Raw genomic sequence first — 14,349 nt, 5'->3', positions numbered from 1 at the left:
TGAATGCACGCTTAACGCCGAGACTTGGCGTAAGACGGGGCAAAACTAGCACAGCGACGGGGAAATATCCGCCTCAACATACCCATTTGGTCAGCTTTATCGCTCTAAACCGTGAAAAAAAGGCATATGCCCGGTCGGAGAAGGTCCAAAACGCCCTTCCAGGCGCGTCTTGACCAATGGGTGCGGTACACTGGGCAACTTTTTGGGGGAGGCTCACCGCTCCCCTTCAACCAGCCGAGAAGCCTATGCCGATCCGTCATTGCATCGTCCACCTGATCGACAAAAAACCCGACGGCACACCCGCAGTTCTGCATGCCCGTGATTCGGAGCTGTCCGAATCCGCCGCCATCGAGAACATGCTTGCCGACCTCAACGAGAGCTACAACGCCAAACAGGGCAAGGCCTGGGGTTTCTTCCATGCCGAGTCCGGCGCGCACCCGTTCAGCGGCTGGTTGAAGGAATACTTTGACGGTGGCCTGGACTTCACCGCGTTCAGCCGCACGGCCGTGGAGCATCTGCAGAAGCTGATGGAAGAGTCCAACCTGTCCACCGGCGGGCACGTGCTGTTCGCCCACTACCAGCAGGGCATGACCGACTACCTGGCGATCGCGCTGTTGCACCACAGCGAAGGCGTGGCGGTGACCGATGAGCTGGACGTGACCCCCTCGCGCCACCTGGACCTGGGCCAACTGCACCTGGCAGCGCGGATCAACGTCTCCGAGTGGCAGAACAACAAGCAGTCCAAACAGTACATCTCGTTTATCAAGGGCAAGAACGGCAAGAAGGTCTCGGAGTACTTCCGCGACTTTATCGGCTGCCAGGAAGGCGTCGACGGCCCGGGCGAAACCCGCACCCTGCTCAAGGCGTTCAGCGACTTCGTTGAAAGCGAAGACCTGCCGGACGAGTCGGCCCGCGAGAAAACCAAGACCCTGGTGGACTACGCCAGCAGCCAGGCCAAGCTGGGCGAGCCCATGGGCCTGGAAGAATTGTCCGGTTTGATCGATGAAGATCGGCCCAAAGCGTTCTACGACCACATTCGCAACAAGGACTACGGCCTGTCGCCGGAGATCCCTGCCGACAAACGCACCCTCAACCAGTTCCGCCGCTTCACCGGCCGGGCGGAAGGCTTGTCCATCAGCTTTGAAGCGCACCTGCTGGGCGACAAGATCGAGTATGACGAAGCCGCCGGCACCTTGATCATCAAGGGCCTGCCGACCCAGCTGACCGACCAGCTCAAGCGCCGTAACTGATGCTGGGCGGCGTGCTCAAGAAAGTCCTGCTGGTACTGCTGGTCGTGGTGGTGGTTCAGAACTGGGGCAAGATCGAGCGGCTGTTCAACCCCTCGCAAGTGGTTTCGGAGCAGGTACGCGCCTCGGCGCGCGTGGTGCTCTACGCCACCGAGTGGTGCGGCTACTGCAAGCAGATCCGTCGCTTCCTGGACCAGAAAGGTATTCCTTACCAGGCCTTCGATATCGAAAAGGACGCCCAGGCGCGCAAGGCGTATGAGGCGTTGGGCGGCGGCGGGATTCCGTTTGTGGACGTCAATGGCACCCTGATACGCGACTACAACCCCGAGGCGATCATGGCGGCCCTGAAGTAACTCAATTTGTGTCACACAGCGGATCAAATGTGGGTAGGTGGCTTCCTGACCGCTTGCTCAGGAACCCAGGGATGATCCACGGCACGTGTAACCGTTTGGTGACAGGTTGGGGTGATTGCGATGAAGGTTCGGTGAACGGATGCGGGCCTAGCGCAACACGATCATGCGGCCCAGCAACGTGTGCTGTTCAAAGCCCAGGACCGCTTGCAAGGCGTTCAACACGGCGACCGGGTCTTTGCTTGGGAAGCTGCCGCTGACACGTTTGGCGCCGATCTCGTTGTTGAGCAGCAGGATGCGGCCGGGGTAGTAGCGCGCCAGGTCGTCGATCACCTCGGCCAGCGGTGCCTTGTAATAGTTGAGCCACCCCTCGCGCCAGGCCAGGCGTGCCTCGCTGTCGACCGAATGCAACGGCTCGGCCACCCCATCGGCGTAGGCCACTTGCTGGCCTGCCGTGAGAATTTGCTGCGACGCCTGACTGGAGGGCGTCACACCCACCCGGCCGGACAACACGGTCACCTGTGCGCCCGCCGGTTGCAGGCGCACTTCGAACTGCGTGCCCAGCACCGTCGTCGCTCCACTGCCCGCTTCGACTACAAAGGGCTGCCCGGTGTGGACAACCTGAAAAAAACCAGCGCCTCGACGCAACTGGATATGCCGCTCGCCATGGCTGAAATCCACGGCGATGGCGCTGTCGGCGTCGAGGGTGACGTGAGACTGATCGGCCAGGGTGACGGTCCTCACCTCCCCTGGCGCCGTCACGTAGTCGGCGCCCAAATCATCGACCCAGCGCGACGGCTGCCAACCGGCGCCCATCGCCACCATCAGCAACAGACACGCGGCCATGGCCAAGGCGCCGGACCAGCGCAGCCTGCGCGAGCGCCCCGCACCGCTCATCGCATCGAGATAACCTTGCAAGGCCTGAGCGTCTTCGGTCGCCAAGCTGCGCGCCGGTACTTCGCTCAACTCCCACAGCACCTGGGCCTGGGCGTAGGCTTCGATGTGGGCGGGGTCGGCCCGCAGCCACTGGCTGAACGTGGCCTGGTCGCCGCTGCTGGGCTGGTCGTGCAGCAGGCTCAGCCAGGCGAGCGCGGCCTGTTCCTGGGCGGGGGTGGGCGTGACGTTCACGGTGCTTTCCCTGGCGTGCGTGGCGGCGGTGGTTCGCGAAGGCTGGCTTTGCAGGCTTCGAGGGCACGCATCATATGTTTTTCCACGGCGCTCTGGGACAGGCCCATCGCCTTGGCGATCTGTGCGTATTTGCGACCATGGATGCGGTTGAGCAGGAATATCTGCCGGGTGCGCTCGGGCAAACTGCGCAAGGCGGCTTCGACGTGGCGCAGGTCATTGCCCGCTTCGAGGGCTGCCTGGGGCTCGTCGCCCTGATTGTGCTGTTGTTCCGGCAGCCAGCCTTCGTTGCTGCGCACGCGGGCGCCTTCGCTGCGCAAATGGTCGATGGCGATATTGCCGGCGCAGCGCAGCAGGTAAGTGCTGAGTTCTTCGACCTGCACCAGCGGGCGACGCCAAAAGCGCAGGAACAGGTCCTGCACCAGGTCAGCGGCGGTGGCACGGCAACCGACACGGCGGCTGACCAGCGCTTCCATCTGCGAACGCTGGGACAAAAACACCTGCAAGAAATGCGCACGCCCACCGGCCGCATCGGGGTGCGAACTGTCCTGGGGGTTGGGCGGCGGGCTGATCATCGTCGGCAACTCAAAAGAGGCCGAAGGCCGCGACCGGGCTGGCCAGCAGGCCAGCGCCCGCCAGCATCAGCGCCAGCCGTGGCCGATACGGCAACAGCAGCACCAGCAGCAAGGCGCTAAGCATCAGCACCGCGTACCACTCCACCAGGCCCTGGCCCCAACCCGTGGTGGCCACCGCCGGCCAGGGCGACAGCGTCAGCAGCAACCAGCCGACCCCGCGCAACACCAGACGCCGTGCAGGCGAAGGTTTGCGGCGCAGCAACTCGCCGTGATGACGGTCGGTCGACAGGCACAGCGCGGTAAACCCGGCGTAGCACAGGAGCAGCGCGAGCAGCATTCAGCCGGCCTCCTGCTTGAGCGTCAATGAACGGGCGCGTTCAGCCTGGGGCTGAGACGCCGTGCGACACCGCATCTTCCAGGCTGCCCAGGCCAGGAACAGGCCGCTGGCCAGGCACGTCAGGTCGAAGCAGGCCATGGCCCAGTCGCCCTTTACCAGTGAAACGCCCAGATGCTGCGAAGTGGTCAACGCATTGACCAGCGGGATGGCGACAAACAGCAGTGCAGCCAGGCTCAATTGCTCGACCCACGCCTGACGACCGTGACGCACCAGCGCGTGCAGCAGGCTCAAGGCCCAGGCGATAAAGAAGGCTTGCACCTCCCAGTCGGAGCGTTCGGCGAAGCTCACCGGCAACCAGCGGTTCGCCCAGAAGAACGCTGCGATGGCGATCACCAGGCCGGACATGCTGGCGATATTCAGCACTTGCACCAGGCGCAGCTCAAACGGCATGACGCCGGTTTTGGCGTGCTTGAGCTGGCGCTTGCCGAGCCATATCACCAGCCCGGTGCCAATCATCGCCGTGCCTGCCAGCCCGCAGATAAAGTACAGCCAGCGCAACACCGGGCCGGCGAAATGACCCATGTGCAAGCCGTAGAAACTGCCGCCAATCACCGCCGGCAAGGACGGCTCGCCACTGACCCGCAACAGCTCGCCGGTGGTGCCGTTGAACGACACGCTGCTGCCGAAATCATGCACCAGGCTGTCGGACCCGGCGCGGAACACATTCACCGAGGCGTTGACGTCACTCGGATTGTTCACCGCCAAGCGCCCGACATGCCCGCCTGCCCACTGTTGCTGCGCCTGTTGGTACATCGGCCATAACGGCAGCAAGGTGCCCGGCTGGCCGAGGGCCGGCGCATTCTCGGAGCTGGGAAACACCTCATTGAAGAACGCACGGCTGTCGTCGCCATAGGAGGCCAGAATCGGCGCCGGCATCACCATGTTCATGAAGATCACCAAACTGCTGTAGGTGATCATCAAGTGGAACGGCAACACCAGCACGCCCACCGCGTTGTGCCCGTCCAGCCACGAACGCTGGCCTTTGCGCGGGCGGAAGGTGAAGAAGTCCTTGAAGATTTTCTTGTGGGTGATGATGCCGGTGATCAGCGCGACGAACATCACCATGGCGGCAAGGGTGGCCAGCCAGCGGCCCCACGGGTAAGGCATTTGCAGCTGGAAGTGGAAACGGTAGAAGAATTCGCCGCCCTTGCTCTCGCGGGCCTGGACTGCTTGGCCGCTGACCGGATCGAGGACTTTCTGGATGAAGGTGCCGCGCTTGCCGGGCTCGACCTTGTCTTGCCACATCACCGACAGGCCGGGGTCGCGGTGGGTGGGCAAGGTGATGAACCAGCGCGCGGCCGTGGGCGCCTGTTGCTGCAGATAGCGTTGCGCCACGGCGAGGCTGCGTGCGTCGTCCAGCGGATGGGCCTGGACTTCGGGCTGCATCCAGTGGGTGATCTCATCTTTGAAATACGCCAGGGTGCCGGTCAGGAAAATCGCGAACAACAACCAGCCGAAGATCAACCCCGCCCAGGTGTGCAGCCAGGCCATGGCTTGGCGAAAGCCTTCTTTCATGTGCGCACCATCCACAAACCCACGCCCGCCAGGATGGCAAGCAGCGCACTGGGCACGATCACCCCCGCCCACGCGCGCCATGCCGTGCGGCAGGCGAAACACCACAGCACCGCCAGCAGGTAGAACACGAACGAACTCATCATGCCGGTGATCACCGCATCGGCGCGGGAGGTTGGCAGCCACAGCGCGAGGCAGATTGCGGCCAGCGAGGCCATCAGGTAACCACCGATCACAGCCGCCAGCACACGGGAGGTGACGGCGAGGCGATAAGAGGCGGGCAATGAGGTTTTGCTTTTCATGCGGCAGGCGCCAAGTTCATCAGCGCGCAATATTAATGATAAATATTCTCATAAGCAAAAGAGAACGGATGAATCACCGACCACGGCCGATTGCCGAACCGCGTCCCCGGCCCTACAATGCGAACAATTCTTGTTCTCTAAAGCATGCCGATGCTGATGGAGTGATCACTTGCCGCCGTCCAACACCGTCGAAGTTCTTTACAACGACCATCACCACTGGCTTACCGGCTGGTTGCGACGCAAGCTCGGCTGCCCGGAAAGCGCGGCCGACCTGGCGCAGGACACCTTCATCCGACTGCTCAGCGCCCGCGAAGCGCCAACACTGAACGAACCCCGCGCCTTTCTCGTCACCGTCGCCAAGCGCGTGCTGTTCAACTTCTACCGTCGCCAGGACCTGGAACGCGCCTACCTCGATGCCCTCGCGCAAATGCCGCAGCACGTGGCACCCTCGGAAGAAGACCGCGCAATCATCCTGCAAACCCTGGTGGAACTGGACCAACTGCTCGACGGCCTGCCGGTGCAGGTCAAACGCGCCTTCCTGCTGGCCCAGCTCGACGGGCTGACCTACGCGCAAATCGGCGCGCAACTGGGCATCTCCATTGCCACCGTCAAACGCCACCTGACCAAAGCCGCCCTGCGCTGCTACTTCGCCTTATGAACGTTTCCTCTCAAGTCGCCGAACAAGCCGTGCACTGGTTGCTGGAAATGCAGCAAGGTCGGCTCACCCCGCGCCAGCAGTTGGCCTGGCAGCAATGGCTGGAGGCGCACAGCGAACACCAGCGCGCCTGGGACCAGATCCAGCGCGTCAACCAGCGCCTGCGCGGCGTGCCTTCGCCCCTGGCGCATGCGGCGTTGAATGCCCCCACATCCAACAGCCGGCGCCAGGCGCTCAAGCTGTTGTTGATCCTCGGCGCCGGGTCGGCGGCAGCCTGGAGCCTGCGCCAGCAACATATCCTGCCGCCGTTGACGGCCGACTACCGCAGCCCGGTTGGTCAGCGCCGCACCGTGCAGTTGGCCGACGGCAGCCAGTTGCAGCTCAATACCAGCAGCGCGGTGGATGTGCATTTCGATGGTCAGCAGCGCCTGGTGCGCCTGCTCGAAGGTGAAATCCAGCTGACCGCCCGCACAGGCACCACGCCGCTGCGCGTACTCACCGGCCAGGGCCTGCTCAGCAGCCAGGCGGCGCGCTTGAACGTGCGGCAGTTCAACGACCATACCCAACTGGCGGTGCTCGACGGCCATGTCGACGTGATGCCCAACCACTACAGCGGCCTGCCGCTGAGCGTCGTGGCCGCGCATCAGGTCAACTTCACCCGCAAAGGCTGGGACAGCCCTCGCCCCACAGACGTCAACAGCGGCGCTTGGGCTGACGGCATGCTGGTGGCCGCGCACATGCGCCTGGCGGATTTCCTCGCCGAACTGGGGCGCTACCGTCGCGGCCAGCTCAACTGCGACCCGCAGGTGGCCAACCTGCTGCTGTCCGGCAGTTATCCACTGGATGACAGCGAACGCATTCTCGACCTGCTGGAGGTCAGCCTGCCGGTCACCGTGCGGCGCTTTACCCGCTACTGGGTGACCGTGCAGGCCCGCGCCTGAAAATTTTTAAAAAACAGTGAGCCGTTTTCCAGCCCTCGCGTGACAGAGAAGGAAAGCCACCTTGATCCTTCCTTCTCAGGACCGCCCTTCATGCCCCTGCAACCAACGCTTCTCGCCCGCTCTCTGCGCCAACTCCTGCTCGGCGCCAGCCTCAGCCTGACCGTGTTGCCCACGGTAATGGCGGCCCAAGACAAGACCTATCACATCGCGCCCACCAGCCTGGAAGCGGCCCTGAACCAGTTCGGCCGCGAAGCCGGCGTGCTGGTGTCGTTCGGTTCCGACCTCACTGCCGGCCTGCAAAGCCCAGGTTTGTCGGGCAACTACAGCGCCGCCGAGGGCCTGCAAAAACTGTTGGAAGGCAGTGGCCTGCAAGCCCGTGCCGAGGGCGACAATGCCTACAGCCTGCAACCGGCCAGCGCCCCGGCCACCCTCGAGCTGCAGACATCCAACGTGGTCGGCGACTGGCTCGGCGATGCGGCCCAGACCAACGTGTTCGAACACCCCGGCGCACGCGACGTGATCCGCCGCGAAACCTTCGAACGCCAAGGCGCCACCCAGGCCCGCGACGTGCTCAACCGCATTCCCGGCGTCAACGCCCCGGACAACAACGGCACCGGCAGCCATGACATGGCGCTGAACTTCGGCATTCGCGGGCTCAACCCACGCCTGGCGTCGCGCTCCACGGTGCTGATGGACGGCATCCCCGTGCCCTTCGCGCCTTACGGCCAGCCGCAACTGTCCTTCGCCCCGATCAGCATGGGCAACATGGACGCGGTCGACGTGGTACGCGGCGGCGGCGCGGTGCGCTACGGCCCGCAGAACGTCGGCGGCATCGTCAACTTCGTGACCCGTGCCATCCCGCAGGCGCCCACCGTCAAAGGCGGCCTGCAGACCGAGACCAGCCCGTCCTCCAGTCACGATGGCTTCAAGACCACCGGCAACCTGCTGGCCGGCGGCACCGCCGACAATGGCCTGGGCGGCGCGCTGCTGTACTCCGGCACCCGCGGCGGCGACTGGCGTGAAAACAGCAACACGCGCATCGATGACCTGATCCTGAAAGGCAAATACCAACTGGACGATGCCAACAGCTTCAACGCCATGGCGCAGTACTACGAAGGCCAGGCCGATATGCCCGGCGGTTTGAACGTCAAGGACTACAAGGCCGATCCCTATCAGTCGACCCGCCCTTACGACAAATTCTGGGGCCGTCGTACGATGTTCAACGTCGGCTACCGCTACGAGCAGGATCGCCGCGAATTCACGGTCAACAGCTTCTTCACCAAGACCCTGCGCAGCGGTTACCTCGACCAGGGCAGCTTCCTCTCGCTGTCACCCCGCGAGTACTGGGTACGTGGCCTGGAAACCCGCTTCGCCCAAGGCTTCGACCTCGGCCCCACCCGCCACGAAGTGGGCGTCGGCTACCGCTACATCAACGAAGCCGGCCACGAGTTGCGCTACCGCACGCCGATTGCCGCCAACCAGCCAATGCCGAGCACCGACAGCCGTAACGACCGCGACACGCGCGGCGGCACCGAAGCCAATGCATTCTTCATCGACGACCGTATCGATATCGGCAAGTGGACGATCACACCGGGCGTGCGCTACGAGATGATCAAGTCCCAGCAGAGCAACAACCTCACCAACGTCAACTACAAGGGCGACTACAACACCGCGCTGCCGGCGTTGAACGTGCTCTACCACCTCACCGATGACTGGAACCTGTACGCCAACACCGAAGGCTCGTTCGGCAGCGTGCAGTACAGCCAGATGCCCAACCGTGTGAACAGCGGCGAAGTGAAGCCGGAAAAAGCCCGCACCTGGGAGCTGGGTACGCGCTATGACAACGGCAGCCTGCGCGCGGAAATCGGCGCGTTTCTGATCAATTTCGATAACCAGTACGACAGCAACCAGACCAACGACACCGTAATCGCCCGCGGTGAAACCCGGCACCAGGGCATCGAGTCGAGCATCAATTACGCCCTCGACGGCCTGAGCCCGGCGCTGGCCGGCTTCGATGTGTACGCCACCTACGCGTATGTCGACGCGACCATCCGCGAAGACGGCCCGAACAAAGGCAACCGCGTGCCCTTCTCGTCCAGGCACAAAGGCACCCTCGGCGTGGGTTACACCGAAGGGCCGTGGAAGCTCAACCTGGACAGCAGCTACCAGAGCAGCCAGTTCGCCGACAACGCCAACACCAAGGCCGAAAGCGCCGACGGCGCGAATCGGCGCATCCCCGGCTACATGCTGTTCAGCAGCCGCGCAGCCTATGACTTCGGCCCGCAGCTGTCGGACTTGAACGTGGCGGTCGGTGTGAAAAACATTTTCAACAAGCAGTACTACACACGCTCGTTCGACGATAACAACAAGGGCAAGTACGTGGGTGAGCCGCGTACGGTGTACGTGCAAACGTCCATCGCGTTCTGACTGGCTGCCTTCAATTTGCAGACCACCACAGATCCAAATGTGGGAGGGGGCTTGCCCCCGATGGCGGTGTGTCAGTCAGCTAATCTGTGGCTGACCCACCGCAATCGGGGGCAAGCCCCCTCCCACATTTGATACCCAAGATGCCCAGAAACGAAAACGGGCCTGCATGTGCAGGCCCGTTTTCAATGGGGAGTTGAACCGTTATCAGCCGTTGAACACGGCGCGTTCTTTTTCCAGAAACTCCTGCTCAAGCTCATCTTCATTGACTTTGGTGGTCGGCTGGTTCTTCCCGGCAGCGCGGGGCTTGCCTTGCAGTTTGCCGAACAGATGTTCCAGCGCGTGATCAAGCTTGGTGGCCGCGCCATCGATCGCTTGTTCCAGCGTATCGGCTTTATGAATGACCGAAACTGGCTGATGGCCCTTTGGCCGTGCTTCCAGACGGCAACTCAGATCGTGGGGGCCGGGCTTGTCGCCGTTCTCATCGCGCAGGAAAACCTCAACGCGGGTCAGGTCTTCTTCATAACGTTCGAGCGTGCTCTCAATGGTGGTACGTACCCACTCCTCCAGTCGGATGCTGCTTTCAATATGGTTATCGCTATTGACTTGGATTTGCATAGTTCTTCCCTTATTTCAGCTAGCTCGCCAGAGATCACAAACTGCAACACCGGGGTGGTGAAACCATGACCTCTTGATTACACAATTGAGCACTCGCTGAAACAATTCAACCCCTTTGCAAAGATAAATCCTACATTACAAATTAACCCTGACGACAAGCAAAAACGCTGTTAGGGTGGGGAGTTAGTCACATCTTCCTACACCCGAAGATCTTCACAATTGCCCCTCTCCCAAGGGGTGCAACGCACGAAAAATCCCCGCCTCCTCCACCAGCCAATCATGCACCGCGCGTACGCCCGGATGGCTCAATGCGCCTGGGGCATACAGCAGCACGTAGCGTTTGTGGTTGGGCACGGCCAGGCCGAACGGCACGATCAGGGTGCCGCGTTCCAGTTCGTCGTTGAGCAGCGTGCGCCGCGCAATCGCCACGCCCATGCCGGCAATGGCGGCTTCGATGGTCAGGTGGTTGCGGTTGAAGGTGTGCCCGCGGCGCACGTCGGCATCGTGGTAACCGATGGCATTCAGGTAGAACTCCCACTCGGCGTATTCATAACTCCCACGCCAGGCGGTAATGTCGTGCAGCAGCGGGAAGTGCGCCAGGTCCGCCGGCCCATGCAGCGGCGGGCGCCCGCGCAGCAGGCTGGGGGCGCACACCGGAAAGATCTGTTCGTCCAGCAGCGCTGTGGATAACAGGCCTGGGTAGCTGCCGTCGTTGAGGTCGATGGCCAGGTCGAAGTCGCCCTCATGCAGGGCGATGCTGCTGTCTTCGGCGACCATGCGCAGCTGGATGTCCGGAAAGCGCTGTTGCAGACGTGGCAGACGCGGGGTCAGCCACTTGCCGAGAAACGACGGAATCGAACGCAGGCGCAAGGTGCCGCTGATCATCCCGGCGTCCAAGCGCTGTAATTCGGCGTCAATGCTGCCGTAGGCCTCCCCCACCACTTTTGCCAGGCGCTGCCCTTCGGCACTCAGTTCCACGCCCCTGGCCCGGCGGTGAAACAGGCGAAAGCCCAGGCGCTCCTCCAACTGGCGAATCTGCTGGCTCACCGCCCCCGGCGTGATGTGCAGTTCTTCGGCGCAGCGGGTGAACGACAAATGCCGTGCAGCGCAGGAAAACACGTGCAGCCAGACGTACGTCTGGCCATGAAGCGGGCGGGTCATAGCGTTTAGTCCTGCTAAAGGGTGTCTTAGGATAATTCGTTGGTCAGTGCCGATCCAGAGGCTCAGTATCGCGCCAATTCCGCCTGCTCTACAAAACATGGCAGCGATTTCTACTCCATTGCTTGTAAGGCTTTAGCATGGCTATCAGTGTTTTCGATCTATTCAAAGTGGGCATCGGCCCGTCCAGCTCCCATACCGTCGGCCCCATGCGTGCGGCGGCAACCTTTGCCCAGGCGCTGACCGACCAGCAGGTGCTCAGCCAGACCCGCCGCGTCGAAGTGCGTTTATACGGTTCGCTGTCCGCGACCGGCGTCGGCCACGCCACCGACCGCGCCTGCGTGATGGGCCTGATGGGCGAATGGCCGGATCGCGTCGACCCCACCTCGATCAACGCCCGCATCCAGCAACTGCGTGAGTCCGGCCAACTGCTCCTCGCCGGCCAGCACACCATTGCCTTCAACTGGCACACCGACCTGCTGCTGCTCGACGAAAGCCTGCCCTACCACCCCAACGCCATGTCCCTGCACGCCTACGGCGACAGCGGCCTGCTGAGCGAGCAGACCTACTATTCGGTGGGCGGCGGCTTCATTATCGAGGCTGCCGAAGCCGCGTCAGGCATTGCGCCGACCAGCGACGTGCAGTTGCCCTACGACTTTTCCAGCGCCGTCGAATTGCTGGCCTTGTGCAACCAGCACGGCCTGCGGGTTTCGGAACTGATGATGGCCAACGAACGGGCCTGGCGCAGCGACGACGAAATCCGCAGCGGCCTGCTGCACATCTGGTCGGTGATGCGCGAGTGCGTGGAGCAAGGCCTGCGCGATGAAGGCATCCTGCCCGGTGGCCTGGACGTTCCACGTCGCGCGGCGAAACTGCACCGCAGCCTGCTGGAAATCGGCAAGCCGAACGTGATCACCTCGACCTTGTCGGCCATGGAATGGGTCAACCTGTTCGCCCTCGCCGTCAACGAAGAGAACGCCGCCGGTGGGCGCATGGTCACCGCGCCGACCAATGGCGCGGCGGGCATCATCCCGGCGGTGCTGCATTACTATATGAAGTTCAACGCCGACGCGTCCGACGACGACGTCGTCAATTTCTTCCTGGCCGCCGCCGCCGTCGGCATCCTTTGCAAGAAGAACGCCTCGATCTCCGGTGCCGAAGTCGGCTGCCAGGGCGAAGTCGGCTCGGCCTGCGCCATGGCCGCCGCCGGGCTGGCCGATATCCTCGGCGCCACCCCTGAGCAATTGGAGAACGCCGCCGAAATCGGCCTGGAACACAACCTCGGCCTGACCTGCGACCCGGTCGGCGGCCTCGTGCAGGTGCCCTGCATCGAGCGCAACGCCATCGCAGCCGTCAAAGCGATCAACGCCACCCAGATGGCCCTGCGCGGCGACGGCAAGCACTTCATTTCCCTGGACCGGGTGATCCGCACCATGCGCGATACCGGCGCCGACATGCATGACAAATACAAAGAAACTTCACGGGGCGGCCTGGCGGTCAGCTGGGTGGAGTGCTGATCGGAGCACTTGCACCCGCCCCAACGTGAGCCCGCGCAAAAATAATAACGAGGCAATATCGATGACTGATGTACGTACACCTGCTGCCGAAAATCCCGCTGTAGAGAGCACTGTCACCACCGGCTGGACCAAACACGACACCACCTGGATGCTCGGCCTCTACGGCACCGCCATTGGCGCAGGCACCTTGTTCCTGCCGATCAATGCCGGCGTGGGCGGCTTCTGGCCGTTGATCGTGCTGGCTCTGCTGGCCTTCCCGATGACCTTCTTCGCCCACCGTGGGCTGACGCGCTTTGTGCTGTCGGGCAAATCCGGCGACATCACCGAAGTGGTCGAAGAACACTTCGGCGTGGGTGCAGGCAAGCTGATCACCCTGCTGTACTTCTTTGCAATCTTCCCGATTCTGCTGGTGTACAGCGTGGCGCTGACCAATACCCTGGGCAGTTTCATGCAACACCAGCTGCACATGACCCCGCCGCCGCGGGCAATCCTGTCGCTGGTGCTGATCCTGGGCCTGATGGCCATCGTGCGCTGCGGCCAGGGCGTGATCGTCAAGGCCATGAGCGTGCTGGTGTACCCGTTCGTCGCCGCCTTGCTGTTGCTCGCCGTCAGCCTGATCCCCAACTGGAACGGCGCGTTCTTCGCCTCCGCCAGCGAAGGCATGCCGTTGCCGCTGTTCTTCAAGACCCTGTGGCTGGCGATCCCGGTGATGGTGTTTTCCTTCAACCACTCGCCGATCATCTCCGCGTTCGCCGTCGACCAGAAGCGCGTGTACGGCGCCCAGGCCGAACGCAAAAGCAGCGGCATCCTCGCCACCGCCCACGGCATGATGGTGGTGACCGTGATGTTCTTCTGCTTCAGCTGCGTGCTGGCGCTGTCGCCGGCTGACCTCGCCGCGGCCAAGGCACAGAACATCTCGATCCTGTCGTACCTGGCCAACCACTTCCAGACCCCGGTGATCGCCTACGCTGCGCCGCTGATTGCACTGGTGGCGATCACCAAATCCTTCCTCGGCCACTACATCGGTGCCAGCGAAGGCTTTCAGGGCCTGATCGTCAAATCCCTGCGCGGGCGCAATCGCACTATGTCGTCCAAAGGGCTGGAACGCTGCACCGCGCTGTTCATGGTGCTGGCCTGCTGGGCCGTGGCCACGTTCAACCCAAGCATCCTGGGCATGATCGAAACCCTGGGCGGGCCGATCATTGCGTGCCTGCTGTTCCTGATGCCGATGTACGCGATTCGTCGTGTGCCGGCTCTGCGCCAGTATTCGGGCCAAGTGTCGAATGTGTTCGTGGTGGTGATCGGCTTGATTGCGCTGTCTGCGATCGTTTTCTCTGTGCTGCCCTGAAACGGGTCACCGCCCTGAGAAACAACCCAGGTCACCTGTGGGAGGGGGCTTGCTCCCGATAGCGGTGTATCAGCCAACAAATACTCGGCTGGAACACCGCAATCGGGGGCAAGCCCCCTCCCACATTCAGAGCTTCAGCGCCTGTACGGCACGGCCCTTGCTGTAGAGCCTGTGAGGAAA

General features: G+C 62.8%; 14 protein-coding genes. 7 read left to right on the top strand and 7 right to left on the bottom strand.

What is annotated here, in order from left to right; all coding sequences use genetic code 11:
- Positions 1 to 245 precede the first annotated feature (245 nt).
- Both yejK and SC318_RS05515 read left to right on the top strand, forming a co-directional pair.
- The gene (yejK, locus tag SC318_RS05520; RefSeq protein ID WP_320429963.1) at positions 246 to 1,250 is read left to right on the top strand and encodes a nucleoid-associated protein YejK; all 1,005 of its coding nucleotides are present in this window, start codon (positions 246 to 248) and stop codon (positions 1,248 to 1,250) included.
- Positions 1,250 to 1,600: a glutaredoxin family protein gene (locus SC318_RS05515; RefSeq protein WP_320429962.1), complete on the top strand. Its 351-nt coding sequence runs from the start codon at positions 1,250 to 1,252 to the stop codon at positions 1,598 to 1,600. The genes yejK and SC318_RS05515 overlap by 1 nt, the downstream gene beginning before the upstream one ends.
- Positions 1,601 to 1,747: 147 nt before the next feature.
- Here the strand turns inward: SC318_RS05515 and SC318_RS05510 are convergent, their stop codons facing one another.
- Genes SC318_RS05510 through SC318_RS05490 form a run of 5 tightly spaced genes read right to left on the bottom strand, consistent with a single transcriptional unit; the run spans position 1,748 to position 5,508 of the window.
- Positions 1,748 to 2,725, bottom strand: a complete 978-nt coding sequence (locus SC318_RS05510) for a FecR family protein (protein ID WP_320429961.1) — start codon at positions 2,723 to 2,725, stop codon at positions 1,748 to 1,750.
- Complete coding sequence (locus SC318_RS05505; protein ID WP_320429960.1) at positions 2,722 to 3,297, bottom strand: RNA polymerase sigma factor; 576 nt, start codon at positions 3,295 to 3,297, stop codon at positions 2,722 to 2,724. The genes SC318_RS05510 and SC318_RS05505 overlap by 4 nt, the downstream gene beginning before the upstream one ends.
- A 10-nt stretch (positions 3,298 to 3,307) precedes the next feature.
- Entirely contained in the window at positions 3,308 to 3,634 is a 327-nt protein-coding gene (locus SC318_RS05500; RefSeq protein ID WP_320429959.1) for a DUF3325 domain-containing protein, read from the bottom strand.
- On the bottom strand, positions 3,635 to 5,209 hold the full coding sequence (locus tag SC318_RS05495) for a PepSY-associated TM helix domain-containing protein (RefSeq protein WP_320429958.1): 1,575 nt from the start codon (positions 5,207 to 5,209) through the stop codon (positions 3,635 to 3,637).
- A complete protein-coding gene (locus tag SC318_RS05490; protein ID WP_320429957.1) occupies positions 5,206 to 5,508 on the bottom strand; it encodes a DUF3649 domain-containing protein in 303 nt (100 codons plus the stop codon). The genes SC318_RS05495 and SC318_RS05490 overlap by 4 nt, the downstream gene beginning before the upstream one ends.
- Positions 5,509 to 5,677: 169 nt before the next feature.
- Between SC318_RS05490 and SC318_RS05485 the strand changes: the two genes are divergently transcribed.
- The 3 genes from SC318_RS05485 to fecA all read left to right on the top strand — a co-directional run bounded on the left by SC318_RS05485 (position 5,678) and on the right by fecA (position 9,531).
- Entirely contained in the window at positions 5,678 to 6,166 is a 489-nt protein-coding gene (locus tag SC318_RS05485; protein ID WP_306491753.1) for a sigma-70 family RNA polymerase sigma factor, read from the top strand.
- On the top strand, positions 6,163 to 7,104 hold the full coding sequence (locus SC318_RS05480) for a FecR domain-containing protein (protein WP_320429956.1): 942 nt from the start codon (positions 6,163 to 6,165) through the stop codon (positions 7,102 to 7,104). Before SC318_RS05485 ends, SC318_RS05480 begins: the two co-directional genes overlap by 4 nt.
- 90 nt (positions 7,105 to 7,194) lie before the next feature.
- Positions 7,195 to 9,531 (top strand): TonB-dependent Fe(3+) dicitrate receptor FecA, encoded by a 2,337-nt coding sequence (gene fecA, locus SC318_RS05475; RefSeq protein ID WP_320429955.1) that lies wholly within the window; start codon positions 7,195 to 7,197, stop codon positions 9,529 to 9,531.
- 204 nt (positions 9,532 to 9,735) lie between these two features.
- Here fecA and SC318_RS05470 read toward each other — a convergent pair whose 3' ends face one another.
- Positions 9,736 to 10,146, bottom strand: coding sequence for an HPF/RaiA family ribosome-associated protein (locus SC318_RS05470; RefSeq protein WP_320429954.1), 411 nt, complete (start codon positions 10,144 to 10,146; stop codon positions 9,736 to 9,738).
- Between the two features lie 213 nt (positions 10,147 to 10,359).
- Positions 10,360 to 11,307, bottom strand: coding sequence for a LysR substrate-binding domain-containing protein (locus tag SC318_RS05465; protein WP_306491749.1), 948 nt, complete (start codon positions 11,305 to 11,307; stop codon positions 10,360 to 10,362).
- Positions 11,308 to 11,444: 137 nt separating this feature from the next.
- Between SC318_RS05465 and SC318_RS05460 the strand changes: the two genes are divergently transcribed.
- On the top strand, positions 11,445 to 12,821 hold the full coding sequence (locus SC318_RS05460) for an L-serine ammonia-lyase (RefSeq protein WP_320429953.1): 1,377 nt from the start codon (positions 11,445 to 11,447) through the stop codon (positions 12,819 to 12,821).
- A gap of 61 nt (positions 12,822 to 12,882) precedes the next feature.
- The gene (locus SC318_RS05455; protein WP_320429952.1) at positions 12,883 to 14,169 is read left to right on the top strand and encodes a serine/threonine transporter; all 1,287 of its coding nucleotides are present in this window, start codon (positions 12,883 to 12,885) and stop codon (positions 14,167 to 14,169) included.
- Positions 14,170 to 14,349: the final 180 nt, after the last annotated feature.

Source organism: Pseudomonas sp. MUP55, from assembly GCF_034043515.1.
Lineage (GTDB): Bacteria > Pseudomonadota > Gammaproteobacteria > Pseudomonadales > Pseudomonadaceae > Aquipseudomonas.
The sequence above is the reverse complement of the archived record's forward strand: the minus strand, read 5'-3'. Positions and strand labels throughout refer to the sequence as shown.

Excerpts from the sequence above, each read along its gene's own strand:
- yejK (WP_320429963.1), top strand. The coding sequence starts at position 246 with ATGCCGATCCGTCATTGCATCGTCCACCTGATCGACAAAAAACCCGAC.
- SC318_RS05515 (WP_320429962.1), top strand. The coding sequence starts at position 1,250 with ATGCTGGGCGGCGTGCTCAAGAAAGTCCTGCTGGTACTGCTGGTCGTG.
- SC318_RS05505 (WP_320429960.1), bottom strand. The coding sequence starts at position 3,297 with ATGATCAGCCCGCCGCCCAACCCCCAGGACAGTTCGCACCCCGATGCG.
- SC318_RS05500 (WP_320429959.1), bottom strand. The coding sequence starts at position 3,634 with ATGCTGCTCGCGCTGCTCCTGTGCTACGCCGGGTTTACCGCGCTGTGC.
- SC318_RS05495 (WP_320429958.1), bottom strand. The coding sequence starts at position 5,209 with ATGAAAGAAGGCTTTCGCCAAGCCATGGCCTGGCTGCACACCTGGGCG.
- SC318_RS05490 (WP_320429957.1), bottom strand. The coding sequence starts at position 5,508 with ATGAAAAGCAAAACCTCATTGCCCGCCTCTTATCGCCTCGCCGTCACC.
- SC318_RS05480 (WP_320429956.1), top strand. The coding sequence starts at position 6,163 with ATGAACGTTTCCTCTCAAGTCGCCGAACAAGCCGTGCACTGGTTGCTG.
- fecA (WP_320429955.1), top strand. The coding sequence starts at position 7,195 with ATGCCCCTGCAACCAACGCTTCTCGCCCGCTCTCTGCGCCAACTCCTG.
- SC318_RS05470 (WP_320429954.1), bottom strand. The coding sequence starts at position 10,146 with ATGCAAATCCAAGTCAATAGCGATAACCATATTGAAAGCAGCATCCGA.
- SC318_RS05465 (WP_306491749.1), bottom strand. The coding sequence starts at position 11,307 with ATGACCCGCCCGCTTCATGGCCAGACGTACGTCTGGCTGCACGTGTTT.
- SC318_RS05460 (WP_320429953.1), top strand. The coding sequence starts at position 11,445 with ATGGCTATCAGTGTTTTCGATCTATTCAAAGTGGGCATCGGCCCGTCC.
- SC318_RS05455 (WP_320429952.1), top strand. The coding sequence starts at position 12,883 with ATGACTGATGTACGTACACCTGCTGCCGAAAATCCCGCTGTAGAGAGC.